Raw genomic sequence first — 25317 nt, 5'->3', positions numbered from 1 at the left:
CACCTCTTAGTTAATTCTGAAACGATTTTACGACATCTTGCAAGGCTTGTGCGAGTAGTTCGACTTGCGCGAGCTCATTTCCGTGACCAAAACTGATCCGAACCGATGCCCGTGTCCGTTCATCTTCACCATACATCGCCGACAAGACATGCGAAGGCTCGACGGATCCTGCCGTACATGCACTCCCGCTCGATACCGCCATCTGGCGCATATCAAGCATGATCAAGAACGGTTCGATTTCAATTTGCGGGAAGTAAAGATTGAGGACATTCGGCAATCCTTCAACACCGTTGACTTCGTAAGTGACGCCACTTTCATCCAAGCGTGTTAGCAAAACGCTACGCAGTTGTTTGATGTGGTCCTGCTGTTGATCGCGCTCTGCGATCATCAGTTCGAGCGCTTTCGCTAAACCGACGATTCCCGGTACGTTCTCCGTACCAGCGCGACGCTTGCGTTCCTGTTCTCCGCCATACGTCTGCGTCGCTAATTTCACACCTGTCCGTACATATAATAGCCCGATTCCTTTTGGACCATTGATTTTATGACCAGACGCGGATAAAAGATCGACCTGTAACGCTTCGACATCGATTGCTTGTTTTCCGAACACTTGCACCGCGTCCGTATGGAACAAAATACCGCGTTCCCGTAAGAATTGACCAATTGCCGCAATCGGCTGGATCGTCCCGACTTCATTGTTGCCGAACATGATCGAGACAAGTGTCGTATCTTCCCGGACAGCTTCTTGCAAGGCATCCAATGAGACGACGCCTGTCGTTGGTACATCAAGATACGTGACGTCATAGCCTTGTTTTTCGAGCTCTTCGAAGGCGCGGAGCACGGCATGATGCTCAAAACGTGTCGTAATGAGATGACGTCCTTTTTCACGCGCTGCCTCTGCCGCACCGAAGATGGCATAGTTATCCGACTCCGTTCCACCACTCGTGAAAATCAGTTCGGTTGGTTTTGCGTTCAATTCTTGTGCGATCTGCCGACGTGCTTTGTCAATCGCTGCACGAGCAGACCGACCAGCCGCATGGACACTCGATGGGTTACCATACTGTTCGAGCAAATAAGGCGTCATCGCCTCAAGGACTTCCGGACGCATCGGCGTCGTCGCCGAATGGTCAAAGTAATTCATTCGTATTCACCTCTCAAATATAGAACATGTATCCTGTATCGTCTTCTTCCGCTAAGTCTTGTAGTGTCGTTGAATCGAGTACTTGATCGACCGCTTGTTGGATTTTGTCCCAAAGTTTGCGTTTCGTGACCTCGTCACAAGCATCGACTTCGACGACGACGAGTGGTCCTTCAAGCAGGCGGATGATTTCACCCGCCGTAATGCTTTGTGCTTCACGACCGAGCTTATACCCGCCATAAGCGCCGCGGACACTTTTGACGAGACCACCATTACGAAGTGGTGCGATCAATTGCTCGAGGTAGTGCTCAGATAAGTCATACATCTGCGCGATTTTCTTTAAGGACAATGGTTTAGATTCAGCTTCTTTCGCGAGTGCGATCATGATCGTCAGACCATATCGCCCTTTCGTTGAGATTTTCATCATGCGAAGGATCATCCTTTCTAGTATAGTAGTAGCTAAAAGTGGAAGGAGCGTATGTGTATGGCACATTTATTTGAATCCCAGTCTCCTGCCGGACCGCTCGCGAATCGAATGCGTCCGCAGAATCTGGATGAAATCGTCGGACAACGTCATCTGATTGGAGAGACAACGCTCCTGCGGCGTGCCATCTTAGCCGATCGTCTCGGAACCGTCATTTTTTACGGTCCACCCGGTACCGGTAAGACGACGCTCGCACGTGTCATCTCCAGTTATACGAAATCAGCATTCGAGCAATTGAATGCGGTCACGGCGAAACTGGAACAATTACGGGAAATTCTAAAAGCAGCCGAAGCTCGTCTTCAGTTCGAGGATCAAAAAACGATCCTTTTTCTCGATGAGATCCATCGGTTCAATAAGATGCAGCAAGACGCCTTACTGCCAGCGCTTGAAGCGGGTACGATCACATTGATCGGGGCGACGACGGAAAATCCGAGTTTTGAGGTCAACGCCGCTCTCTTATCGCGGGCAACAGTCTTTCGTTTCGAGCCCCCGACGGCAGATGATTTACGGATCGTCCTCGATCGGACCCTGAAGGACACGGAGCGTGGTCTTGGCAAATATCCAATCACGATCACGGATGAAGCAATCGATCATTACGTCAAGTTGTCAGACGGCGACTACCGGGCATTATTGAATGCACTTGAACTTGCCGTCTTAACGACGCCAGAAATTGATGGTCAGATCACGATCGATCTTTCTGTCGCCGAGGAATCGATTCAGCAAAAAGCATTGAAGTACGATAAGGACGGCGATCGTCATTACGATGTCATCTCCGCCTTCATCAAATCGATTCGCGGTTCCGATCCCGACGCCGCTCTCTACTGGCTCGCCGTCATGATTGAAGCGGGCGAAAGTCCACGTTTCATCGTCCGTCGTCTCTACGTCCATGCGGCAGAAGACATCGGTCTGTCTGATCCGCAAGCGTTATTAATGGTCGATGCCTGCGCACGCGCGTGCGAGTACGTCGGTTTCCCGGAAGCACGGATCCCGCTTGCTGAAACGGTCTTATATCTCGCGACGGCACCGAAATCGAATGCTGTCATCTCAGCAATCGATCAAGCATTGACGCTCGTTCGTCGTTCGGACGGCGGACCCGTCCCGCCGCACTTGCGCGATGCCCATCATCCGGGGGCAGCGACGCTCGGGAATGGTGTCACTTATCAATATCCTCATGAGTTCGAGCATGCCTATGTGCCACAAAATTACTGGCCCGAGAACCTGGCCCGAACAAAGCCGGTCTTTTATCGCCCGAGCCCGCGCGGTTTTGAGAAACAACTGCAAGCTCGACTTGATTTTTGGAACAAACAAACAGCCACACATCAGAAAAAGCGACCATAAGGTCGCTTTTTTTTAACGAACGCGTTCGATCGTCACGCCAGCTTCACGGACAATCTCATTGATGACGTAGCTCGCTGCAATCAGTCCACCGACAGATGGAACAAATGCATTCGAACTCGGTGGCATCTTCGCTTTACGAATCGCAGCGGCATCGTTTCCGACGACTTGGCGGACTTCTTCAATGATCTTAACGGGTGGTTCATCGGAAAAGACGACAGGAACACCTTTATGGATGCCGGCTTTCCGGAGTTTCGTCCGAATGACCTTCGCTAATGGATCATAACTTGTATCTTTGATGTCAACGATCTTGATGCGTGTCGGATCCATCTTGTTTGCCATCCCCATGCTCGAGATAATCGGGATGTTACGTTTCTTACATTCTTGAATCAGGTGAATTTTGAACGAGACCGTGTCCGATGCATCAATGACATAATCCGGCTGCTGTTCAAAGAACGACTCGAATGTTTCTTCATTGTAGAACATCTTCAAACGAACGATTTCAAGGTCTGGATTGATTAACGCAAGACGTTCTGCCATCGCATCGACCTTCGGCTGACCGACCGTCGGAAGCAAGGCATGAATTTGTCGGTTGACGTTCGTGATGTCGATATCATCCTTATCAACGAGAATCAAACGACCTACACCACTACGGGCAAGCGCTTCTGCCGAGAACGATCCAACACCACCGATTCCCAGAATAGCGACAGACTTGGATGCCAATGCGTCAAGTCCAGTTTTACCGATTGCTAGTTCATTACGCGAAAATTGATGTAACATCTCATAACCTCACAATACTCATACTGTTTTACTCGGAATTATATCATAAAAAAAAACGTCATGCGACGTGTCAAACAATAAAATAATAAGACGATGGGACCCGAAGTGCCGTGTCGATACCTTATTTTTGAACCTGCTGTGCAGGTGGGTGTCTTATCCGATTCCTATTCGTACGTCCTCCTGCTGTGTTACGAGGCATGTACTACTAGTTGGAACGTCAAACTCCCTATCAAAAAAGAGTGGCTCAAAGATAAAAGGCGGCTCTCGTACAATTCAGGAACCCCATCTGATGCATTTAATATAGCATCCTCCCCTCTGAAATGCAACTACTTCCCACTCCAGAAAAAGATGCTTTTTTAAGTCCAACGTTTCGTGAATTCCTCATTCGGATCATATCGTTGTTGCTGGAACACGGGATCGAATCGTGGCGTCCGTGTCGCATTCCCGACCCCTGCGATGAATGCCCAGTTGCCATAGTTCGAAGCGACGTCATGATCAATCAATTGTTGTTCAAAATACTGTGCTCCGATGCGCCAGTCCTGTTTTAATTCATGAATGAGATAACTGGCAACGATCTGCCTGCCCCGGTTCGACATCCATCCCGTCTCGCGAATCTCGTTCATAAAGGCATCAACGAACGGTACACCGGTCTTTCCTTTTATCCAACGTTCGACAGCTAGCTGATCCGTCTTCCACGTGTATTGTCCTTCCTTTAATCCATTCGATCGAAACAGACGACTTCCTGTCTCACGCATCGTTAAATGGAAAAAGTCACGCCATAACAGTTCGAAATACAACCAGTACGTCGATTCATTTGCTCCCTTTTTTCGCTCGGCTTTCTGCAATTCAGCCATGACGCGACGCGGTGACAGCGATCCGTTCGCTAGCCAGGCAGATAACTTCGAAGAATCATCTCGCAAAAAACCATTACGTGTTTCTTTATAGGTGAATACAGGCTCAGCAAAGTATTCTTGAAGACGTGCTCTCCCCGCTGATTCTCCACCACGGAACGGGAACGCAATCTCTGGATCCGCTTTGACTGATTCCTCCCTTATTAATCGAATACCGGTTGGTGGATCAAGTGGATCGTAGAAGGTTCCTTTCGCCTCGACACGTTTTCGAAACGCTGTAAAGACGCGCTTCAGTTCGTCACTTCCGATATCTTCCCGGCGATGTAGTGTCTGTGTCTCAAAAGAACGGACTGTATATCTGTCTTTGACATACTGCTCACTTGCCGCTTCTTCTGTTCCAGTCATCTTATGGAAATAGACTGTATCATCCGTTTGTAGATAAGAATCAAGTGCCTCATTCACCTTCCCCTCTAAAATATCTAATGCAATTCCGATTTGAGACAAATGATCGGCTAAATTCGCTAATGTCTCTTCTTCGAATTTCGCTTGTTGTGCGCCTCTTTCAAACAGCTGTTCCTTATGATTTTTAACGTATACTGCCCGAATCGTATCTTGTTCTTCGCATGCGCTCCGAAGTGCTTCATGATCATCGACACGCAAATCATTGCGGTACCAGACGACTGCTCCCATATTGATCGGCTCCCTTCTCTTATACTATGACCCGACCAAGGGACTTAGAAAACCAATCGATGTGCCGACGAGGTTTTAAGACGTTGTTTTCGTGGAATATGATTACTACAACAAATCAGAGGAGTGAATGGATCAATGGCTGCAAAACGCGGTAAACTCAGAACATTAGTGACGCTTGTAACGACGGTTGGACCAATCGTTTATAAATTCTATAAAAAACAACAAGCTAAAAAATCAATCAACAATCCTAAATAAAAAATGGACGCTTCCTGATCGGAGCGTCCATTTTTTAACGTTTACTGACACCTTCACTCGCGTCGACATAAAAACGCCATGGATAGGCCGTCGCTTCTCCAGCATTTGGAATACCAATGCGTGTCGTCTGGACGATTGCATCGACTGGGTCGGCAACGAGTCGAAACCGGTCTTGATAAAGATCCTGACCTGAATCAGCAGTCGTTAGACCGAATCCTTGGCACAATTTTGCCGGTCCATTGACGAGATTTCGTCGTTGAATCGCAGTCAATTCTGCGTAGGAACAACCGAAACGGCGTTCAGCGACAAGATCGTGCCCACTGATGATTTCGGCACCTCGTAACAGCAGTCCGTATCCTTCCCCTTCATGTCCACAAACGATATTCATACAGTGATGCATACCATACGTGAAATAAACATATAAATGTCCGGGTGGACCGAACATCGGTGCCGTTCGTTTCGTCGGTTTACCGGAAAACGAGTGTGCCGCTTGATCGTGAGGACCGAGATAGGCTTCGACCTCGACGATTCGCATCGTCACCTCATCGACCGTGATGTGTGTTCCTAAGAAGTCTGGTCCGACTTCAACCGGAGACCGTTCAAAAAAGTGTCGTTCCATCCGTTCGCCCTCCTTCATGAAACAAGCGAACCTCCCATACCGGAAGATTCGCTTGTCGTGACTTAAGATTGTTTGACTGCTGTACGAATTGAGAGATCATTCAATTGCGCATCCGAGACTGGGCTTGGTGCTGCCGTCAACAGATCACTTGCTGATGCTGTTTTCGGGAAGGCAATTGTATCACGCAAGTTCGAACGCCCTGCGAGTAACATGACGAGACGGTCTAGACCAAGTGCGATCCCCGCATGTGGTGGTGTTCCGTATTCGAATGCTTCCATCAAGAAGCCGAATTGCTCGTTTGCTTCTTCTTCTGAGAAGCCAAGCAACTTGAACATCCGCTCCTGGATATCCCGTTCATAAATCCGTTGCGATCCACCGCCGAGCTCATATCCGTTTAAGACGAGGTCATACGCGACTGCGAGGACTTTGCCAGGATCCGTCTCGAGCAATTCGAGATCCTCACGACGCGGCATCGTGAACGGGTGGTGGTTCGCATAGAAACGACCATCTTCTTCTTCGTACGTGACAAGTGGGAAGTCTGTCACCCAAAGGAAGTTGAAGACCGACTCATCAATTAAGTCGAGTTCCTTCGCCAACTTCTGACGGAGCGCACCTAAGCTGTCTGCTACGATCGATGCTTTTGCTGCGACGAACAACAACAAGTCGCCTGCTTCCGCATCTGTCGCCGCTGTCAAGCGAGCGGTTGCTTCTTCGTCGAAGAACTTCGCGATTGGACCATTCAATCCGTCCGCTGTCACTTTGACCCATGCGAGACCTTTTGCACCGTAAATCGCCGTAAATTCTTGTAACTTATCGATGTCTTTTCGTGAGAAGCGTTCAGCTGCACCTTTGACGTTCAATGCTTTGACTTCTCCACCTGCTTCAAGTGCCATATCGAATACTTTGAATCCTGCTCCTTTGACGGCATCCGCGACATCGATCAATTCGAGACCGAAGCGTGTATCCGGTTTATCCGAACCATACCGGCTCATTGCTTCTGCATACGGCATCCGTGGGAATGGTGTCACGATATCTTTTCCGAGCGTTTCTTTCATGACGCGTGTCATCATCGACTCCATCATTGCATACAAGTCTTCGATGTCCATGAAGCTTGTCTCGATGTCGACTTGCGTGAATTCAGGTTGACGGTCTGCCCGTAAGTCTTCATCACGGAAACAACGTGCGATTTGGAAGTACCGCTCAAAACCAGACACCATCAGCAATTGTTTGAACAATTGTGGAGATTGTGGCAAGGCGTAGAACTCGCCCGGGTGAACCCGGCTTGGGACGAGATAGTCACGTGCGCCTTCTGGCGTTGATTTCGTTAAGATTGGTGTCTCGACTTCAAGGAAGTCTTGCTCATCGAGGAAGTTCCGCATGATGTTCGATGCTTTCGAACGGAGACGGAATGTCTCTTGGAGCGATGGGCGACGCAAGTCGAGGTAACGGTATTTGAGACGTAAATCTTCTGACGTCTGCTCTGCTTCTTCACTGATCGGGAACGGTGTCATCTTCGCTGCGTTTAAGATGACGACTTCATCCGCGACGACCTCGACTTGTCCAGTCGGGATGTTCGGGTTCGGATTCTCACGTGCGATGACATGTCCTTTAATATCGAGGACATATTCCGAACGAATCGATTCGGCAAGACGGTGTGCCTGCTCGTTTTCCGGTTGGAAGACGATTTGGACGATGCCACTACGGTCACGGAGATCAAGGAAGATCAATCCTCCTAAGTCACGTCGTTTTTGAACCCATCCTTTAAGTTGAACGTGTTGTCCGATGACTTCTTCTGTCACCTGTCCGTTCATATGCGTGCGTCCGATCATTGTGCTTCCTCCTTTAATTTCGCGACGATCGTATCAGCGACTGCTGATAACGGAACGTCCGTCTGTTCCCCTGTAGCCATGTTTTTGAGGGCAGCTGCACCACGCTCGACTTCTTCATCCCCGAGGATGACCGTGTAACGTGCTTTCAAGCGATCCGCCGCTTTGAATTGTCCTTTGAACTTCCGACCGAGATAATCGCGATCCGCGACAAGTCCTTCAAGACGCATCAATTGTAAGAGACGTGTTGCTGTCTTTTCGACTTCGTCACTGCCTTGCGCGACGATGAAGACGTCGATTTGATCATCGACTGCCGGTAAGACGTTCTCATTCTCAAGCGCCATCAATAAACGCTCGATACCGATTCCGAATCCGATTCCCGGTGTTGCTGGTCCACCGATCTGTTCGACGAGACCGTTGTAACGACCACCACCACATAGTGTCGTGATTGCTCCGAAACCTTCTGCTTCTGACATGATTTCGAACGCCGTGTGATTGTAATAGTCGATTCCGCGAACAAGCGTTGGATCAACGACGTACTCGATACCGAGTGCATCTAAGTGAAGCAACACTTCGTCGAAGTACGCTTTTGATGCCGGGTTTAAGTAATCGAGAATCGATGGTGCTGTTGCCATGCTCGGGTGATCGCGGTCGACCTTACAATCGAGGACACGAAGTGGATTCGTTTCGAGACGATTTTGACAGTCCTGGCATAATTCGTGAACGACTGGCTTAAAGTGTTCGACGAGTGCTGCCCGGTGTGCGGCGCGACTTTCGTTATCCCCGAGCGTGTTGATGACCAGTTTAAGATGCTTCAATCCGAATGAACGGTAGATGCTCATCGCGAGACTGATTACTTCTGCATCGATGGCCGGTTGTTCACTTCCGAGTGCTTCAACTCCGTATTGGTGGAGCTGACGGAAACGTCCTGCTTGCGGACGTTCATAACGGAACATCGGGCCGATGTAGAATAATTTCGTTGGTTGGTTCGGTGAACCGAACAGTTTGTTTGTCACGAATGAACGAACGACGGCAGCCGTTCCTTCCGGGCGTAACGTCAACTGGTCTTTTCCGCGTTTCTCAAGCATGAACATCTCTTTTTGAACGATATCCGTCGTCTCACCAACGCCACGTTTAAAGAGTTCTGTCTCCTCAAAAATCGGCGTCCGGATTTCCTTATAGTTGTAACGCTTACTAATTTCACGTAATTGTTGTTCGATGTACTGCCAACGTTCGACTGTTCCTGGAAGGACATCAAACGTACCGCGTGGTAATTTCATCTCAAATTCCTCCTTTTTTGAATACAAAAAAGTTCTCGTCCGCAAAGGGACGAGAACTTGAAGATCCCGTGGTACCACCCTGGTTGTCAAATCACATTTGACCACTCGGTGCAGTTAACGCCTGCGTACGACCTTCCCTACTATCGGTTCAGGAAGATACCTCGGAAGGGTCTTTCATCGAGTTCGTCTGTTCGCCCTTTCAGCCAAGGGGCGACTCTCTAAGCAGACGAGGTCTTGATTACTCCTCTTCGTCTTCGGTCGTATGAATCATTTGGTTACGTCTAATATTGCCTCGTCTCTCGGTTCCTGTCAAGCGTTTGCTTCTTTTTCAAGAATCAACGTTACAGGCCCATCATTAATGAGCGCGATATCCATCATGGCACCGAACTGACCTGTCTCGACCGTCAGTCCTTGCGCACGAAGACGTTCATTGAACGCTTCATACAACTCATTGGCAACATCCGGTTTCGCCGCTTCCGTGAAGGCTGGACGACGTCCTTTTTTGACATCACCATACAGCGTGAACTGCGAGACGGATAGAATCTGACCGTCGACATCCTGTAACGAGCGATTCATCCGTTCTTCCTCATCTTCAAACACACGGAGTCCTGCGATTTTATCAGCTAACCAGTTCACCTGATCGATCGTGTCTTCGTGCGTGACACCGACGAGCAAAAGAAATCCTTGTTTGATTTGACCGATGATTTTTTGATCGACTGTGACACTTGCTTCTTTGACTCGTTGTAATACAACTCGCACGACGGATCCGCTCCTTACGTCATCATGACGCGATGTACAGCATACACGTCAGAGATTTGTTTAATTCGATCGACGACTTTTTGTAGATGATTGACATTATTGATCGCAATCGTCATCGTGATTTTGGCTTGTTTACTGTCGTCGCCCTTCCCACTGACAGCGACGATGTTCGTATTCGTTGCAGATACCGACTGCAAGACATCATTCAACAATCCTGCCCGGTCAAATCCAGAAATTTCGATTTCGACGTTATAACTCTTGACGGCTTTACCTTCATGTTCCCACTCGACTTCGAGCAGACGTTCCGGATTTTGTTCGTGAATGACGTTCAAACAGTCCGTCCGGTGAATTGAGACGCCACGCCCACGCGTGATATATCCGACGATATCGTCCCCTGGAACCGGATTACAACAACGACTCATGCGAACGAGCATGTTATCGATGCCTTTGACCCGAACCCCTTCCGGATTTTCCTTTTTCGGACGATCGAACGTCTTCATCTCACTGATTGCTTCGTTCAGTTCTAGATTTTTGGATTCTTTGTCTTTGCGTAATTTTTCCGTTAATTTATGCGCGACTTGGGCAGCAGTCAGACCATGATAGCCAACAGCAGCGTACATGTCTTCTTCTTGCGAGAAGTTGAACTTCCGCGTCACGTCTTCGAGCGTCTTCTCATTGATGACTTCTTTCGGCTCAAAGCCAAGCTTCTTCACTTCTGCTTCGATCAGTTCCCGTCCTTTTGAGACGTTCTCTTCGCGTTGCTGACGTTTGAACCATTGACGGATTTTATTTTTCGCCTGACTCGACACACAAATCTTGAGCCAATCCTTACTTGGACCATAACTATGCTTCGACGTGACGATTTCGATGATGTCACCTGTCTTTAGCTTATAGTCGATCGGTACCATCCGTCCGTTGACTTTCGCTCCGATCGTCCGGTGACCAATTTCCGTATGAATTCGGTAGGCATAATCAATCGGAACAGAACCTTTCGGCAACTCGATGACGTCACCTTTTGGTGTGAAGACGTACAGCATGTCACTGAAGAAGTCGACTTTGACCGATTCCATGAATTCCTCGGCATCTGCCGTGTCCTTCTGTAACTCCAAAATCTCGCGGAAGTGAGCAATCTTATCCTCAAATCCAGATTTTGCTTCCTGTTCCTTACCTTCTTTATACGCCCAGTGAGCGGCAATCCCGTACTCGGCAATGAAATGCATGTCTCGCGTCCGAATTTGGACCTCGAGCGGCTCGCCTTTCGGTCCGATGACCGTCGTATGCAGCGATTGATACATGTTCGGCTTCGGCATCGCGATATAATCCTTGAAGCGTCCCGGCATCGGTTTATACTGCGTATGAATGATTCCGAGTACAGCGTAACAATCTTTGATTGAGTCAACAATGATGCGAACAGCCATCAAATCATAGATTTCACTGAACTCTTTTTTCGAGTTTTGCATCTTATTATAAATGGAATAGATATGCTTCGGACGTCCATCGACTTCCGCTGCAATCTGTACATCATCGAGTACTTCATTGACCTCTTCAATAACCGAACTAACGAGCGCTTCTCGTTCCGTCCGTTTTTGTTTCATCATCGAAACGATCCGGTAGTATTGTTGCGGATTGATGTAGCGCAAACTGATGTCCTCGAGTTCCCATTTGATCGTCGAAATCCCGAGACGATGTGCAAGTGGCGCGAAGATTTCAAGCGTCTCTTCTGCCTTTTGCACTTGCTTTTCCTTGACCATATGTTGCAACGTCCGCATATTGTGCAAACGGTCAGCCAGTTTGATCAAGATGACACGAATGTCTTCCGCCATCGCGATGAACATCTTCCGATGGTTCTCAGCTAACTCTTCGCGCTTCGATTTATATTTAATTTTCCCGAGTTTCGTGACGCCATCGACGAGCATCGCAACGTCAGATCCGAATCGTTCGGATAATTCTTCGAGTGTAATGTCCGTATCTTCGACGACATCATGAAGAAGCGCAGCGACGATCGTCGTTGCATCCAAACCAATATCGACTAAGATACCGGCAACTTGTACCGGATGAATGATGTACGGTTCCCCTGAACGGCGGAATTGCCCATCATGTTCGTCTTTCGCGAATTGGTAAGCACGTTCGATGTCTTTGACTTCAGCTTGCGTCATGTATTCCGCACATCGAGCGAGAAGGTCTTCTACATTTACGATTTGTTTATTTGTCATCCCTTTTCCTCACCCAGTCCCCGGGATCGTCTGCAACGGAATCCCTAATATATAATTCTTATTATCGTGAAATCTTGAGAAGATGTCAAAATAAAAAGAAATACCCCCTTGGTCATCAAGTACCAAGAGAGTATAGTGTCTTCAGTCTTCGTAGCGAATCAATGAAAGAATGTCATATCCTTCGAGTTTCTCACGTCCGCCAAGACCATCGAGTTCAATTAAGAATCCGATTCCGGCAACTGTTCCGCCTAATTTTTCGATCATTTGGATCGTTGCTTCAATCGTACCACCTGTCGCAAGCAAATCGTCAAGGATGACGACTCGTTGTCCCGGTTGGATTGCATCTTCGTGCATCGTCAAGACGTCTTTTCCGTACTCAAGACCATACTCGACACGGACTGTCTCGCGCGGTAATTTTCCTTCTTTACGAACAGGAACGAATCCGATTTCCATCGCGTAAGCTGCTGGGCAACCAACGACGAATCCACGTGCTTCTGGACCTGCGATGACATCTGCGCCTTTACTGCGTGCATACTCAACGAGTGCATCGACCGATTGTTTATACGCCGGTCCGTTTTGCATGAGTGATGTGATGTCCTTGAAACTGATTCCTTCTTTCGGCCAATTCTCGACCTCTTTTATATGCTGTTTGAACTCCATGTCTTTTCCTCCTGCTTCGCCGCTTCTACCAAAGTATCAAAACGCTCTTTCAACTGAGCGAGTGACGAATAAATGTATTGTTGCTCGAGCTCTTGACGCGCTTCATGACGCTGGTACGTCGGTGCTTCCGTCAGATCTCGTTTTGCAGCATTTGGGTTCACACCCGGCAGCCCGTCCTCCATTGTAACAAGAAAATCAAGTTCCGAGAATACCGAATGCATAAAGTTAATCGATCGTTTCGTCCATTTTCGCGATTTCGACAAACGTACGAGACCCATCCGGAGCTCATCCCGTGGACATTTCGCAAAATACTGGAAGTACTGTTTGAAGTCCTCACGCGATGGAATCGTCTCGAAATAATAGCCTTCATCCTTAAAGGCACAATAAATCCGCTCTGCCTGTTGCACATATGGATAAAATGCTGCTTCCTCTTCCGGCAGGTCAAGAAAGACGATGTTTTGTCGAATCGGACCATTCAACGAACGTTCAGTGTATTTCTCCTTCATCTCATCGGTAAAGGCGACGAATGTCGTCGTCTCGTGCGGTAAGGCGAATAGATCGCTCAGCGGCCGCTTACCTCCACGGTAATCAAACACTTGAACATCTTCGACAGCGACGTCTTGAATCATCAATTGTGGTTTACGGAAACCATTCCATTCATTGATGTTCAGACTGCCCATCAAGTGAATCTTCGATAAGGTTGAAACTTCATCGACGAGGTCGCCGAAGCCGAAGCCAATTGCATCGAGTTCCTTCCCGTCGCCTGATAGGAGTGCCTTGACATGCGTCAGATCACGACCGATCCGTTTCATATCGCGAATCTTCGCCTGCTCAATGACGATCCGTGGCGCGGGGTTTCCCATCCCGAACGGTGCCAGTCGCTGAATGTCTTCAATCAACTGAATCGAGATATCACTGACGTGTAGACGTAGGTCGACATCGATTGTCGCGATGAACGCGTCATCCGGTAACGTGCTCGCTTGTTCATTCAAGCGTTGACGTAACGTCTCAACGTCATCAGAAGATAAAGTCATCCCAGCCGCAGCTGGATGTCCGCCGAAATGCGGTAAGATATCTTCACATTTCGTCAGTTCAGCGAAGAGGTCAAAGGCTGGAATCGATCGCCCAGAACCTTTGGCTGTTCCTTTTTCAGCATCATGACACAGCATGATGACGGGGCGATGATATTTTTCAACGAGTCGCGAGGCGACGATGCCGACGACACCTGGGTTCCAGTCTGCCGCATCGACGACGAGGACGCGGTCATCCTTGAAGCGTTCCTCGACAAGCGCCGTTGCTTCTTCCGCAATCTGCTTGACGATATCTTGACGTTGCTTATTTTGTTGGTCGAGCTGTTTCGCGAGATGAAGTGCTTCATCTTTACTTTCTGCTAACAACATCTCGAGCGCTGGCATCGCAGAATCAAGACGACCTGCTGCATTGATCCGTGGACCGAACGCAAATCCGACCGACTCTTCCGTTAGTTCGTCCTCAGTTAAACTGCAGACGTCACGTAACGCAAGGATACCTGGACGTTCACTTGCGTTCAGTGCTTCGATGCCACGAATCGCAAGCAAGCGGTTTTCGCCGACGAGCGGGACAAGATCGGCAATCGTTCCGAGCACGGCAAGATCGAGTAATTCGACTGGTTCACGATCAAGGAGAGCATGCGCGACTTTAAAGGCAACTCCTGCGCCTGCGAGTTTCGAGAACGGATACGCCGAATCGACACCTGGATGGATCAAGGCAAAGGCATCGGGTAACGTTTCTTTTGCTTCGTGATGATCGGTGATGATTAAATCGACCCCGAGTTCTTTCAGGACATCTGCTTCGTGGATACCGGAAATCCCACAGTCGACGGTGATGACGAGACTAAACCCTTCTTCCGCTGCCCAGCGAAATGCTGCTTCATTCGGTCCATAGCCTTCCGTGAATCGGTTTGGGATATAACACTCTGCCATCCCTCCGATTTCAATCAAGGCGTGCCAGAGAATCGCCGCGGAACTCACACCATCAACGTCATAATCACCGTAAATTAAAATCATCTCACCTTCGTTGACGGCACGTTGAATCCGTTCAACGACTTTCGGCATGTCTTTAAAAGCAAATGGGTCGTGGAATGCCATTTGATCGGTTTCTAGAAATTCACGGGCTGCTTCACGTGTCATGAACCCCCGTTGGACAAGTAGTTGTGCGACGTGCGGAGAGATCGAGCCATCCGCCGTCAATTGTTCGATTTGTTCTGGATCAATGACTTTATCAAGCCATGTTTTTTTAGCATGGTACATCTCAAACCCTCCAATCAACTTCCCCATTATAATTGAAAATCCGCATCAGCGATAGCTGATGCGGATACTCTTTTAGGAAGCACGTTTTGTCCGACCAAGTGTCCGACCCTTCATGACGAGCCAGAGCTGAGCAGCGATGAAGATCGAAGAGAACATCCCCATGATCAACCCGACGAGCAACGCAAGACTGAATCCACGGATCGCTTCGCTACCGAAGATGTAGAGCGCTGCTGCCGTCATGATGACCGTGACGACGGTGTTGATCGAACGGACGATTGTTTGTTGAATCGATTCATTGACGATATGCGCCAACTCATCGAACGAAACTTTTCGTCCCCCTTTTTCGGCAAGTCCGAGATTTTCTCGAACCCTGTCGAACGTAACGATCGTATCGTTGACAGAATACCCGATGATCGTCAGGATCGCTGCAATGAAGTACAAGTTGACCTCAATTTGGAACAACGAGAAGAAGGCGACGATCATTAACGCATCATGCAATAATGCAAGCACTGTCGCAATCCCGTATAACGGTTGGAATCGGAACGAGACATAGATGACGATCCCAAGTGACGCGAGTAAGACCGCATAAATCGCGTTACGCGCGATTTCTTGACCAACTTGCGCCGAAACCGTCGAGATACTCGGTTCTTTCTTATATTCCGTTTCAATCGTTTGTTTCATTTTAGAGATTTGATCTTGGCTGAATTCCCCAACGAACGTGACGTTCGCTAGTTTTCCACCTTGAGCAAATTGGATGCCATCGATTTCCGCAGCATCAATGCCTGACTCTTCAATGACAGAGCGGACATCGGTTTCCTTGATTTGATTCTCAGAAGAAATCTCGACGCGTGTACCTTGCGAGAAGTCGATCCCAAGGTTAAGACCGCGGAACGACAGCAAAAGTACCGAAATGATGACGAGGGCAATCGTGATCGCGAAATAGATTTTGCGATGTTTGACGTAATCGAATTTCGTAGGATTAAAGCTCACGGATTTCACTCTCCTTTACACCGAACCATGATTTCTTCTTATCGAACCATCGGCTACTGACAAGGAGTTGCATCAGGTAACGTGAGACAAAGACATTCGTGACGAAAGTGACGGCAATTGAGACCATCAACATGATAGCGAATCCTTTGACCGTGCTTGTACCGAAGTAGTACAAGACACCAGCAGAAATCAATGTCGTTAAGTTGGCATCAAGAATCGTACCGAACGAACGACGGTTTCCGGCTTTAAATGCGGATAAGACGGATTTGCCGCTTCGTAATTCGTCCTTGATCCGCTCTGCAGTGATGATGTTCGCATCAACCGCCATACCGACACCAAGAACGAGTGCCGCAATCCCCGGTAATGTAAGGACGGCATTAATCCCGTTAAAGAAAATCATGACGAGATAGATGTAGAACAACAAGGTAATAATCGAAACTAATCCAGAGATCCGGTAGAACACTAGCATGAACAAGAAGACAGCAGCTACACCGATAGCTGACGCGAAGAGTGTCTGATCAAGTGCATCCTGTCCAAAAGCAGCCGAGACCGACGTCGAGTAGATTTCCTCGAGTTTGACCGGCAGTGCTCCTGCGTTAAGGATTGAGGACAATTGTTTACCATACTCGGCATCGATATCGCCACCGGAAATGATTGCCTTATCCGAGTTGATTGGTTGAGTGACCGATGCATCCGAAACGATTTTCGAATTCTTCTTTTGAATCTCTTTTTCGTACGTATCACCCTTTTCGTAATCGAGCCAGATGACAAGGCGGTTCGCCGGTGCTTGCATTTGTGAGACTTTTTGAGTTACTTCATAAAATTTCTGTTTTGACTTCATCGTCAATTCGACGAGTGGTTCATTCGTATTCGGATCATATCCGACTTTTGCTCCTTTAGCTTTTAAGTCTGAACCGTCAAGCAACAACTTATCGTTGATGTCACGGAATGACAATTGTGCCGTCGAAGATAGGATTTGACGCGCTTCCGTCTGATCCTTGACGCCAGCAAGCTGAACACGAATCCGGTTGTTACCTTCAATCCGAATATCCGGTTCAGAGACACCGAGAACGTTGACACGGTTCTCGATTGCCGTCAATGTGGCACTCATCGCATTTTGGTCGATGACGTCTCCTTCTTTCAGTGGTTGTACTTCATACAAGACTTCGAAGCCACCTTTAAGGTCAAGGCCAAGCTTCGTATCCTTCAGCAACCATGACGATGTCGTACCGATCAGCACGAGCAACGCGATGACGACGATGAAGAATGTGGCAAGTTTCCCTTTCTTGATCATGCTACATTGTCCTTTCTCTAGTTCCCAGTATATTTTCAGACAACTTTGTTCTCCTACCCTAGCTTACAAAAGAAATGGTAATCTTAGCAAACGTTTTTCTCATATATAAACAGAAAAGACGCTCCGGAATCCGGAAAGCGTCTTTTCAATGCCTTATTCGACCGTTTCGTCGCCCATGACAGTTGTTGATTTTTTCGTCACTTCTGCGATAGCACTACGGTTGAATGTCAATTGTGAGTTACCTGACTTCAATGTCACCGTTGTGTCGTCGACTTTTTGGACAACCCCGTGAAGACCACCGATCGTAACGATCGAATCGCCGCGTGAGAGTTCAGTTTGCATCTGACGCACTTGCTTCTGGCGTTTGTTCTGTGGACGGATCAACAAGAAATAGAACACCACGAAGATCAAGATCATCGGGAGGAATGTGATTAAGCCTTCCATCTGATTCAGCTCCTTTTATCATTCAAATCACGTTCATTATACCGTGAAAGAATTGATTTGTCAGACGATTTGTTAGAAATTCTTTGCATTCGGCAAATTATAGCCGTATTCTTCGAAGAATTCTTCCTTGAAATCAAGCAGACGATCCTCACGAATCGCTTGGCGAACGCCTTCCATCAACTTGACGAGGAAGTGAAGATTGTGTGTCGAACAAAGATGCAGACCGAACGTTTCTTGCGCTCGGATCAAGTGATGGATGTACGAACGCGAGTAATTTTTACATGCGTAGCAATCACATTTCTCATCGAGCGGACGGAAATCACGTGCATATTTCGCGTTCCGGACGACGAGACGTCCTTGTGATGTCATCAACGTACCGTTTCGTGCAATCCGTGTCGGTAAGACACAGTCGAACATATCGATTCCGCGAATCGCGCCTTCAATCAATGCATCCGGTGAACCAACGCCCATTAAATAACGTGGTTTATCTTCTGGCATGAGTGGTGTCGTGAATTCGAGTGCTCGGTACATGACATCTTTTGGCTCTCCAACCGAGAGACCACCGACCGCATAACCTGGGAAATCAAGCGCTACGAGATCTTTCGCACTTTGGCGACGTAAGTCTTCGTATTCGCCACCCTGGATAATTCCGAACAGTGCTTGGTCTTGCGGACGTTCGTGCGCTGCAAGACAACGTTCTGCCCAGCGGCTTGTTCGTTCGACAGATGCTTTCATGTACTCGTGAGAAGCAGGATATGGTGGGCACTCATCAAACGCCATCATGATGTCTGAACCGAGTGCGTTTTGGATTTCCATTGCTTTTTCCGGTGATAAGAACAGTTTGTCACCGTTTAAATGGTTACGGAAATGAACGCCTTCTTCCGAAATATTCCGGAGATCAGCGAGTGAGAAGACTTGGAAGCCACCTGAATCCGTGAGAATCGCGCCATCCCAGTTCATGAATTTATGCAGACCGCCTGCTTCCTTGATGACATCGTGTCCCGGACGCACCCATAGGTGATACGTGTTCGCGAGGATGATGTTCGCGTTCATATCCTTGATTTGTTCTGGTGCCATCGTCTTGACCGTCGCTTGTGTTCCGACCGGCATGAAGACCGGTGTCTCAAAACTACCGTGCGGCGTATGGACGATTCCTAACCGCGCTCCGGATTGTTTACATGTTTTGATATGTTCGTATGTTACCGCGTGTTTTGTCATTAGTTTCGTTCCTCTCTCGTTAAGAACATCGCATCACCGAAGCTAAAGAAACGATAGCCATTCGCGACAGCTTCTTCGTAGGCATGCAGAATGTGTTCCCGTGTCGATAACGCGGACACGAGCATGATCAATGTGGATTTCGGTAAGTGGAAGTTCGTGATCAATCCATCGATCCCTTTGACTTCCTGACCTGGGAAAATGAAGATATCTGTCCAACCTGTTGCTTCGACGAAGTCACCGTGATCACGGATGACCGTTTCAAGCGTTCGAGTCGACGTCGTACCAACCGCGATGATCCGTCCGCCTTGTTTCCGTGTTTCGCGTAGCAGTGCCGCTGAACTTTCCGGCAATTCGTAGTACTCACTATGCATCTTGTGACTATCGACGTCGTCGACCGAAACAGGACGGAATGTGCCAAGTCCGACATGTAACGTCAACGGTGCGATCCGGACACCTTTCGCTTGAAGCGCTTCGAGCAATTCCGGTGTGAAGTGAAGACCCGCTGTTGGTGCCGCGGCGCTCCCACGTTCGCGAGCGTAGACCGTCTGGTAACGATCTTGATCTTCTAGTTGTTCATGAATGTACGGCGGCAATGGCATCGTTCCGAGTTGATCGAGCACTTCGTAGAAAATCCCGTCGTAGAAAAACTTCAGAATCCGTCCCCCGTCTTCAAGTGCTTCGACACACTCAGCGCGGAGTAATCCGTCACCAAACGACAGAATTGTACCTGGTTTGACTCGTTTTGCTGGTTTTGCTAGCGTTTCCCAAACATCGTCACTCGTCTGCTTCAAGAGCAACAATTCGATTTTTCCACCTGTCTCTCCCTTTACACCAAAGAGACGTGCTGGTAAGACTTTCGTATCGTTGATGACAAGTGTATCGCCTTCCCGGAAGTGGTCGACGATATCATGGAAGTGTTGATGCTGAATCGCACCTGTCTCCCGGTCGAGGACCATCAATTTCGAACTCGTCCGGTCGAGCAATGGCACTTGAGCAATTTGTTCTTCTGGTAAATGAAAATCAAATAAGTTTACATCCATTGGTTCAATTTCCTTCTTTCAGTCCTAAATGTTGGCGGGCGAACGGTGTTAAGACACGTCCACGCGGGGTACGTTGTAAAAAGCCTTGTTGCAACAGATATGGTTCATACACATCTTCAATCGTCTGCGCATCTTCTCCGATTGTCGCTGCAATCGTCTCAAGACCGACCGGACCACCGGCAAACCGTTCTGCAAGCGATCGTAGTAAACGATGGTCGACATCGTCGAGTCCGAGCGCATCGACATGCAAGCGATCAAGTGCACTTGTCGCAAGCGAGGCATCGATCTCAGTTTGATGAGCAACTTGAGCGAAGTCACGGACACGCCGTAACAACCGGTTCGCGACACGTGGTGTTCCGCGTGACCGAAGGGCGATCGCTTCTGCTGCGAGACGATCCGCTTCGAATCCAAACAACCGTGACGTCCGGGTCACGATGGCAGACAACTCTGACATCGTATAATATTCAAGCTTCAGCGTCACGCCAAAACGATCACGTAGCGGTGCCGACAGCATCCCGGCACGCGTCGTCGCACCGACGAGTGTAAATGGTGGCAAGTCGATCCGAACGCTACGCGCGAGTTCCCCTTGACCGATGACGATATCGAGACAATAGTCTTCCATCGCCGGATATAGAATCTCTTCGATCGATCGACTCAACCGATGAATTTCGTCGATGAACAGGACGTCTCCCGGCTCAAGTGATGAGAGAATTGCCGCCAGATCACCTGGTCGTTCGATCGCAGGACCGGCTGTCGTCTTGATGCCGACCCCCATCTCGTTTGCGATGATTGTCGCAAGCGTCGTCTTACCAAGACCTGGAGGACCGTAGAGAAGAACGTGATCGAGTGTTTCCTGACGAATTTTTGCCGCCTCGATGAAGACACTTAAGTTTCCTTTTGCTTTCTCCTGCCCGATATATTGCTCGAGCGTCTGAGGACGCAGACTCCACTCTTCTTGATCTTCCGCATGGGCGGATTCTGACAAAATGCGCTCTTCCATGTCCTCACCTCACATTCAATAACAACTGGAGTGCCCGTTTAACATATTGATCCGTTGACAGGACTTCTGCCTGCAACGCTTTTTTGACTTTTTCGACTTCTCGATCACTGTAACCGAGCGCCGTCAGAGCTTCACAGGCTTCGTTCAGCTCTGCGTTACCTTGTGCGAACAAGCCTTCGCTCGGTACGTAGTCTGGCGCGAGCTCTGCTAACTTTCCTTTTAGGTCGAGTGTCATTTGTTTTGCTGTCTTTTTGCCGACACCTGGGAACTTGACGAGATAACTTTCCTTTTCTTGTTCGATCGCTTCAACAAGCGCATCGACATTCCCTGATGCGACGATTGCAAGCGCTCCTTTTGGTCCGATCCCTGTCACACCGAGCAACTTCGTGAACAAGGCACGCTCACGCCGGGAACGGAATCCGAATAAGACTTCTTGGTCCTCACGGACATAGTGATACGTATATACGATGATCTGTTCGTCTCCGGTCCGATAAAAAAACGGGTTCGGTGCTACGATCTTGTAGCCAATCCCGCCAACTTCTACCGTCACGAATTCCGCACAGACATAAGCGACTTCGCCGCGTACGAATTCTATCAATGTGGAACGCTCCCATCTATAAACAAACTCTCGTGTTATTGTAGCATACATCTTCGTTTGGCTTCAAAGCGTTCTTCAGCAAAAATCAATACATACGTTCGCTCTCTCAATCAGAAGACAAAAAGCGTGATCGTTTGCACGACCACGCTCTCACTCTCTATTTTACGAACGCTCAAGCATCCGTTCGAGCGCCAACACGGCATGCCGCGTCGTCTCTACGTCGACTTTAATGATATTGACCGGCTCACCTGCTTCGACTTGTTCGAGCGCCCACGCTAAATGCGGCAAGTCAATCCGATTCATCGTCAGACACGGGCACATGAACGGATTGAGCGACACGATGTCGAGATCCGGATGAGTCGTCGCGAGTCGATTGACAAGGTTCATCTCTGTTCCGATCGCCCACTTCGTTCCAGGAGCAGCCTGTTCGATTTGTTGAATGATGTACGCTGTTGATCCGTTGAGATCTGACGCTACTACGACTTCATGCGAACATTCCGGGTGAACGAGAATCTTTCGCTCCGGATCCGTCTTACGGAACTGTTCGATTTGTCCGACTGTGAATTTCTCATGCACCGAGCAATGCCCTTTCCATAAGATGACGCGGATGTCTTGGTCCTCCCCGTCAAAAACGAGTTCGTCGCGAATCGGATCCCAAATCGCCATCTGCTCTAACGGAATTCCGAGCGCATGTGCCGTATTGCGACCGAGATGTTGATCCGGCAGGAAGAATAAGATGTCTCGTTCAGCAAGCGCCCACTCGACCATCTGGACAGCGTTCGATGATGTCACCGTCGCCCCACCGTGACGACCGACGAATGCTTTGATGGCTGCTGTCGAATTGACATACGTCAACGGTAAGATCGACTCTCCGAACCGTTCCGTCAAGATCGTAAAGGCACGCTCCGTTTGTATATCATTCGCCATATCTGCCATCGAACAGCCAGCACGCATGTCAGGCAAAACGACCGTATGTGACGCATCGGTCAACATATCTGCCGTCTCCGCCATAAAGTGAACACCGCAAAAGACCGTATATTCGGCTTCTATCATCTGCTTCGCGACTTGTGCAAGCTGGAGCGAATCTCCCGTCGCATCCGCGAACTGGACGACTTCGTCTTTTTGATAGTGGTGGGCAGGTAAGAATAAGCGACTGCCCATCCGTGCTTTGACCCCTTCGATGATCGCAATCAATTCTGCTTCTGATTGCTGTAAGTATGACGCCGGAATCCCTTCGTGACGTAATAGATCAAATGACATCTTTTTTTCCTCCTTCGATTTTCATACTAATATCAAGTGCTGTTACTGAATGCGTCAACGCACCGAGTGAGATGACGTCTGCTCCGCTATCCACGAAGTCTGATAACGTGTCTATCGTAATCCCGCCGGATAGTTCGACCGTGATATGTGGTGGAATCAATTGCCGGAGCTGTTTGATTTCTGCTGGTGTCCGGTTATCGAGCATGATGATGTCGACTTTTGCAGCCACTGCCTCAAGCACTTCCGCTTCCGTCTCAACTTCGACTTCGATTGGTGTCGTATGACCTGCAACTCGTTTTGCTCGCATCACCGCTTCCGTAATCGATCCCGCGACCGTGATGTGGTTATCTTTGATCATGACCGCGTCATCGAGTCGTCCGCGATGACTATAGCCACCACCGACGCGAACGGCGTGTTTTTCGAGCATCCGTAATCCAGGAGTCGTCTTCCGTGTATCCGTGATTCGGATTCGTCCTGCTACTACCTCGACCGCTTGACGTGTCTGCGTCGCAATCCCAGATAAGCGTTGCACAAGGTTCAAAGCGACCCGTTCTCCGCTTAAAATATCCTGTAACGAACCAGACCACTCAGCAAGAAGCGTTCCTCGCGTGACGACCGTCCCTTCCGCTATATGAATCGTCACGTTGACTTGTAACAGATGCGCCATCTCACGAATAATGTCTACTCCACAGAAGACACCGTCTTCCTTTGCTAAAAAACGACCGGTTCCGCGTTCTTGTCCCGTCAAACATCCTTCACTCGTGATATCCCACTGTCCGATGTCCTCGATTAAAAATGCCTCCAGTTGTTGCCGTAACTGCCACTTGTTCAATGTTCTCATCCTCTCCTGTCAACCGACTTCGCGCCCCTTCAAGCAATAGACATGCTGTCACGTAACGTAATCGATTTTCTTCTGCTTCCTGTCCGGATTCTTCTAATGTCCAGCCTTTTAACGCATCCAGACATTCTTGTACCTGCCTAACATCCATTTCGACACCGATGACCTGCGATAGATGGTCTGTTACGGAACGAAGTGTTCCTGGACGTTGTTTCACTTGTTTTACTGATGGTCCCGGTAACAACTCGAGCTGTTCTGCTACTGCTTTCCCCATGACGACACACTCAAGAAGCGAGTTCGACGCCAGACGATTTCGACCGTGCAGTCCGATCGATGCTGTCTCGCCGACCGCGTAAAGTCCTTCGACATTCGTCTGCCCTGTCAGATCGGTCTCGATTCCACCCATTAAGAAATGAATGCCTGGTGCGATTTCAACGAGATCCGGATTTATGTTCAGTTTTTCACATTTTTCGACAAACGTTGGAAACCGTTTTGTTCGATCAACGACTTTTGACGTGTCGAGATAGACCGGTTCGTGTTTTCGCACCTCATGGATTCGTTTTGCGACTTCATCGCGCGCCGCTAAATCTTGCATCGGATGATCCGCCATGATCCGGTCCCCGCTTTTCGTCACAAGTGTCGCTCCTGCACCGCGTAGTGCTTCCGTAATCAAACCTTCTGAGCGACCTGCATGAACAAGTACCGTCGGATGGTGCTGGATATAGCCGAGATCACGAATCGTCGCCCCTGCTTCAAAAGCGAGTGCAATCCCATTTCCTTGAATCGATGGATCATTCGTCGACGACGCGAATATTCCACCAACTCCACCAGTCGCGAGAATCGTTGCTCGCGCCACAATCTCGATCGGTTCTCCATGGCTATATCCAACTGCACCTACAACCTGTCCATTTACTTGAATCAATTCCGTGATACACGTCTGCTCAAGAATCGGAAAAGGCACTCGCGGCATTAACGTCTCCATGATTCGTTTGCCGGTCTCGTCCCCGCCAGAGTGATAAATCCGCGGCAAACGGTGCGCACCTTCTCGACCGAGCAAGAACTCTCCCTCGGATTGATCAAACAGGACACCTTGTCGTAACAAGAATTCCATTGCCTCGGCTCCTGATCGGGTCACATAATCAACAGCTGACAAATTGATGCGCCCTTTTGCCGCCTGACACGTATCTTCAAAATGACCACGATGATCAACTTCCGCATAAGCAGAAGCAATCCCACCTTGTGCTCGGACAGAGTTGGTCTCAAATCGCGTGCCTTTTGTGACAAGCAACGCTTCAGTTCCAGGCGGAAGATGCAAGGCGACCGAAATCGCGGCAAGCCCTGTTCCAATGATCAACACATCCGTCTCAAGTCTTTTATGTAAAGACATATGTTTTACACCTCTATATCTAAATGTTTACTATTGACTTGACAATAAGTTTGGCATACTTTTAGCTGAGTGA

At 48.8% G+C, this 25317-nt stretch carries 20 protein-coding genes, 1 other RNA gene, 1 pseudogene and 1 other annotated feature; of the genes and pseudogenes, 1 reads left to right on the top strand and 21 read right to left on the bottom strand.

Going from position 1 to position 25317, the window contains the following annotated elements:
* Positions 1-10: 10 nt before the first annotated feature.
* Entirely contained in the window at positions 11-1138 is a 1128-nt protein-coding gene (locus BW42_RS01445) for a cysteine desulfurase family protein (RefSeq protein WP_035406543.1), read from the bottom strand.
* Positions 1139-1151: 13 nt separating this feature from the next.
* Entirely contained in the window at positions 1152-1559 is a 408-nt protein-coding gene (gene cymR / locus BW42_RS01440; protein WP_035409489.1) for a cysteine metabolism transcriptional regulator CymR, read from the bottom strand.
* 60 nt (positions 1560-1619) lie between these two features.
* Between cymR and BW42_RS01435 the strand changes: the two genes are divergently transcribed.
* A complete protein-coding gene (locus BW42_RS01435; RefSeq protein WP_035406541.1) occupies positions 1620-2957 on the top strand; it encodes a replication-associated recombination protein A in 1338 nt (445 codons plus the stop codon).
* 12 nt (positions 2958-2969) lie between these two features.
* Here the strand turns inward: BW42_RS01435 and BW42_RS01430 are convergent, their stop codons facing one another.
* The 19 genes and pseudogenes from BW42_RS01430 to BW42_RS01345 form a co-directional block, all read right to left on the bottom strand.
* Entirely contained in the window at positions 2970-3734 is a 765-nt protein-coding gene (locus BW42_RS01430; protein ID WP_023468920.1) for a ThiF family adenylyltransferase, read from the bottom strand.
* Positions 3735-3827: 93 nt separating this feature from the next.
* Positions 3828-4017: non-coding RNA, 6S RNA (gene ssrS / locus BW42_RS16100), on the bottom strand.
* 73 nt (positions 4018-4090) lie between these two features.
* Positions 4091-5275, bottom strand: a complete 1185-nt coding sequence (locus BW42_RS01425) for a DASH family cryptochrome (protein ID WP_035406539.1) — start codon at positions 5273-5275, stop codon at positions 4091-4093.
* A 289-nt stretch (positions 5276-5564) separates the two neighbouring features.
* Positions 5565-6149 (bottom strand): DNA-3-methyladenine glycosylase, encoded by a 585-nt coding sequence (locus BW42_RS01420; RefSeq protein ID WP_035406536.1) that lies wholly within the window; start codon positions 6147-6149, stop codon positions 5565-5567.
* Between the two features lie 62 nt (positions 6150-6211).
* On the bottom strand, positions 6212-7978 hold the full coding sequence (gene aspS / locus BW42_RS01415) for an aspartate--tRNA ligase (protein ID WP_035406533.1): 1767 nt from the start codon (positions 7976-7978) through the stop codon (positions 6212-6214).
* Positions 7975-9255, bottom strand: a complete 1281-nt coding sequence (gene hisS / locus BW42_RS01410; RefSeq protein ID WP_035406530.1) for a histidine--tRNA ligase — start codon at positions 9253-9255, stop codon at positions 7975-7977. The genes aspS and hisS overlap by 4 nt, the downstream gene beginning before the upstream one ends.
* 42 nt (positions 9256-9297) lie before the next feature.
* Positions 9298-9519 (bottom strand) — a binding site (T-box leader).
* A 45-nt stretch (positions 9520-9564) separates the two neighbouring features.
* The gene (gene dtd / locus BW42_RS01405; RefSeq protein WP_035406526.1) at positions 9565-10014 is read right to left on the bottom strand and encodes a D-aminoacyl-tRNA deacylase; all 450 of its coding nucleotides are present in this window, start codon (positions 10012-10014) and stop codon (positions 9565-9567) included.
* A 14-nt stretch (positions 10015-10028) separates the two neighbouring features.
* Complete coding sequence (locus tag BW42_RS01400) at positions 10029-12227, bottom strand: bifunctional (p)ppGpp synthetase/guanosine-3',5'-bis(diphosphate) 3'-pyrophosphohydrolase (RefSeq protein WP_035406523.1); 2199 nt, start codon at positions 12225-12227, stop codon at positions 10029-10031.
* Between the two features lie 141 nt (positions 12228-12368).
* Positions 12369-12887 carry an adenine phosphoribosyltransferase gene (locus tag BW42_RS01395; protein ID WP_035406521.1) on the bottom strand — a complete coding sequence of 173 codons (519 nt, stop codon included), beginning with the start codon at positions 12885-12887 and terminating at the stop codon, positions 12369-12371.
* Positions 12866-15175: a single-stranded-DNA-specific exonuclease RecJ gene (gene recJ / locus BW42_RS01390; RefSeq protein WP_035406518.1), complete on the bottom strand. Its 2310-nt coding sequence runs from the start codon at positions 15173-15175 to the stop codon at positions 12866-12868. The genes BW42_RS01395 and recJ overlap by 22 nt, the downstream gene beginning before the upstream one ends.
* Positions 15176-15247: 72 nt before the next feature.
* Positions 15248-17456: pseudogene (secD, locus tag BW42_RS16495) on the bottom strand (protein translocase subunit SecD).
* Positions 17457-17612: 156 nt separating this feature from the next.
* Positions 17613-17903 (bottom strand): preprotein translocase subunit YajC, encoded by a 291-nt coding sequence (gene yajC / locus BW42_RS01380; RefSeq protein ID WP_035406515.1) that lies wholly within the window; start codon positions 17901-17903, stop codon positions 17613-17615.
* Between the two features lie 72 nt (positions 17904-17975).
* Positions 17976-19121, bottom strand: coding sequence for a tRNA guanosine(34) transglycosylase Tgt (gene tgt, locus BW42_RS01375; RefSeq protein ID WP_035406513.1), 1146 nt, complete (start codon positions 19119-19121; stop codon positions 17976-17978).
* Complete coding sequence (gene queA / locus BW42_RS01370; RefSeq protein WP_035406510.1) at positions 19121-20161, bottom strand: tRNA preQ1(34) S-adenosylmethionine ribosyltransferase-isomerase QueA; 1041 nt, start codon at positions 20159-20161, stop codon at positions 19121-19123. The genes tgt and queA overlap by 1 nt, the downstream gene beginning before the upstream one ends.
* A 4-nt stretch (positions 20162-20165) precedes the next feature.
* Complete coding sequence (ruvB, locus tag BW42_RS01365; RefSeq protein WP_035406506.1) at positions 20166-21161, bottom strand: Holliday junction branch migration DNA helicase RuvB; 996 nt, start codon at positions 21159-21161, stop codon at positions 20166-20168.
* Between the two features lie 4 nt (positions 21162-21165).
* Complete coding sequence (gene ruvA, locus BW42_RS01360; RefSeq protein WP_023468936.1) at positions 21166-21759, bottom strand: Holliday junction branch migration protein RuvA; 594 nt, start codon at positions 21757-21759, stop codon at positions 21166-21168.
* A gap of 162 nt (positions 21760-21921) precedes the next feature.
* Positions 21922-23019, bottom strand: a complete 1098-nt coding sequence (nadA, locus tag BW42_RS01355; protein ID WP_035406503.1) for a quinolinate synthase NadA — start codon at positions 23017-23019, stop codon at positions 21922-21924.
* Positions 23009-23860 (bottom strand): carboxylating nicotinate-nucleotide diphosphorylase, encoded by an 852-nt coding sequence (nadC, locus tag BW42_RS01350; protein ID WP_369792025.1) that lies wholly within the window; start codon positions 23858-23860, stop codon positions 23009-23011. The genes nadA and nadC overlap by 11 nt, the downstream gene beginning before the upstream one ends.
* Positions 23775-25244: an L-aspartate oxidase gene (locus BW42_RS01345; protein WP_052018988.1), complete on the bottom strand. Its 1470-nt coding sequence runs from the start codon at positions 25242-25244 to the stop codon at positions 23775-23777. Before BW42_RS01345 ends, nadC begins: the two co-directional genes overlap by 86 nt.
* Between the last annotated feature and the right edge of the window lie 73 nt (positions 25245-25317).

Source organism: Exiguobacterium sp. RIT341 (genome assembly GCF_000632205.1).
Classification (GTDB): Bacteria; Bacillota; Bacilli; order Exiguobacteriales; family Exiguobacteriaceae; genus Exiguobacterium_A.
Note: the sequence above shows the minus strand (reverse complement) of the source record. Positions and strands in the feature narration are given on the sequence as shown.

What these genes read in the sequence shown, in the direction of transcription:
- recJ (WP_035406518.1), bottom strand. Translation starts at nt 15,175, where the DNA reads ATGTACCATGCTAAAAAAACATGGCTTGATAAAGTCATTGATCCAGAA.
- BW42_RS01430 (WP_023468920.1), bottom strand. Translation starts at nt 3,734, where the DNA reads ATGTTACATCAATTTTCGCGTAATGAACTAGCAATCGGTAAAACTGGA.
- nadC (WP_369792025.1), bottom strand. Translation starts at nt 23,860, where the DNA reads ATGAGAACATTGAACAAGTGGCAGTTACGGCAACAACTGGAGGCATTT.
- tgt (WP_035406513.1), bottom strand. Translation starts at nt 19,121, where the DNA reads ATGACAAAACACGCGGTAACATACGAACATATCAAAACATGTAAACAA.
- BW42_RS01420 (WP_035406536.1), bottom strand. Translation starts at nt 6,149, where the DNA reads ATGGAACGACACTTTTTTGAACGGTCTCCGGTTGAAGTCGGACCAGAC.
- hisS (WP_035406530.1), bottom strand. Translation starts at nt 9,255, where the DNA reads ATGAAATTACCACGCGGTACGTTTGATGTCCTTCCAGGAACAGTCGAA.
- BW42_RS01425 (WP_035406539.1), bottom strand. Translation starts at nt 5,275, where the DNA reads ATGGGAGCAGTCGTCTGGTACCGCAATGATTTGCGTGTCGATGATCAT.
- BW42_RS01435 (WP_035406541.1), top strand. Translation starts at nt 1,620, where the DNA reads ATGGCACATTTATTTGAATCCCAGTCTCCTGCCGGACCGCTCGCGAAT.
- BW42_RS01445 (WP_035406543.1), bottom strand. Translation starts at nt 1,138, where the DNA reads ATGAATTACTTTGACCATTCGGCGACGACGCCGATGCGTCCGGAAGTC.
- ruvB (WP_035406506.1), bottom strand. Translation starts at nt 21,161, where the DNA reads ATGGAAGAGCGCATTTTGTCAGAATCCGCCCATGCGGAAGATCAAGAA.
- cymR (WP_035409489.1), bottom strand. Translation starts at nt 1,559, where the DNA reads ATGAAAATCTCAACGAAAGGGCGATATGGTCTGACGATCATGATCGCA.
- aspS (WP_035406533.1), bottom strand. Translation starts at nt 7,978, where the DNA reads ATGATCGGACGCACGCATATGAACGGACAGGTGACAGAAGAAGTCATC.
- queA (WP_035406510.1), bottom strand. Translation starts at nt 20,161, where the DNA reads ATGGATGTAAACTTATTTGATTTTCATTTACCAGAAGAACAAATTGCT.
- BW42_RS01400 (WP_035406523.1), bottom strand. Translation starts at nt 12,227, where the DNA reads ATGACAAATAAACAAATCGTAAATGTAGAAGACCTTCTCGCTCGATGT.
- BW42_RS01395 (WP_035406521.1), bottom strand. Translation starts at nt 12,887, where the DNA reads ATGGAGTTCAAACAGCATATAAAAGAGGTCGAGAATTGGCCGAAAGAA.
- yajC (WP_035406515.1), bottom strand. Translation starts at nt 17,903, where the DNA reads ATGGAAGGCTTAATCACATTCCTCCCGATGATCTTGATCTTCGTGGTG.
- nadA (WP_035406503.1), bottom strand. Translation starts at nt 23,019, where the DNA reads ATGTCATTTGATCTATTACGTCACGAAGGGATTCCGGCGTCATACTTA.
- BW42_RS01345 (WP_052018988.1), bottom strand. Translation starts at nt 25,244, where the DNA reads ATGTCTTTACATAAAAGACTTGAGACGGATGTGTTGATCATTGGAACA.